Annotated in this window: 1 protein-coding gene; it reads left to right on the top strand. The window is 32.2% G+C overall.

What is annotated here, in order from left to right; genetic code table 11:
- The coding region (locus AVBRAN12654_RS09370; RefSeq protein WP_336614388.1) for a hypothetical protein at window positions 1-714 on the top strand (714 nt) is incomplete at both ends.

Here is a 714-nt window from a genome sequence, read left to right on the forward strand (position 1 = left end):
GTTATGAATTTATTAAAAGATGTTCCACAAGATGAATGTGGAACTTATGAGCCAAATAATACGCAAAGAATACTTTTGGGTGTAAATAAATCTAAGCATCCAGAGCTTCACGCTATGCTTGAAAGCGAGTTTATGGAAGGTATGCTTTTTTATGGAATGAGTAAAAAAGAGCGAGAATACTGGATAGAAACGGGCAAGAGTGTCGGAGCTGAAGAAATGGTAAAAGTGATTAATTCTTTACACCCTGCATTTTTCAACGAAAACGATGACAAAAAGGCTCTTTCTAAGCTAGACGCTTTACAAATAAATACAAAAGCTAATAATATTTATAATCAAGCATTTATTAAAAACGATTTAAAACTTTTAGAGTTTTTAAAGCAAAACGAGATTGTGGGCGTTAGATTTGCTACTAATGATACAAATTTTGGAGATACTAGCGTGCCTGAGTTTTATCTAAGCAGATTTTCTCAAGGCAATATAAAGCTAGGAGATGTCTTTTGTGGGAGTGGTGGCTTTATGGATAGGCTTATGGATTTATTTGCTCTTGATGATTTAGATGAATTTAAAATCGGTTATTTGGCTTTAAAATTAGAAGTTGATTTATACAAAGAGCAAAATGGTTATGAAAAACATTTTGGAGAGAAATATTTACAAGAAAATTCCGAAAAAGATGAGAATATAAAAAGAAAACCCATAGAAGTAAAAGGCACAAGC

It is taken from the genome of Campylobacter sp. RM12654, from assembly GCF_020137585.1.
GTDB lineage: Bacteria > Campylobacterota > Campylobacteria > Campylobacterales > Campylobacteraceae > Campylobacter_E.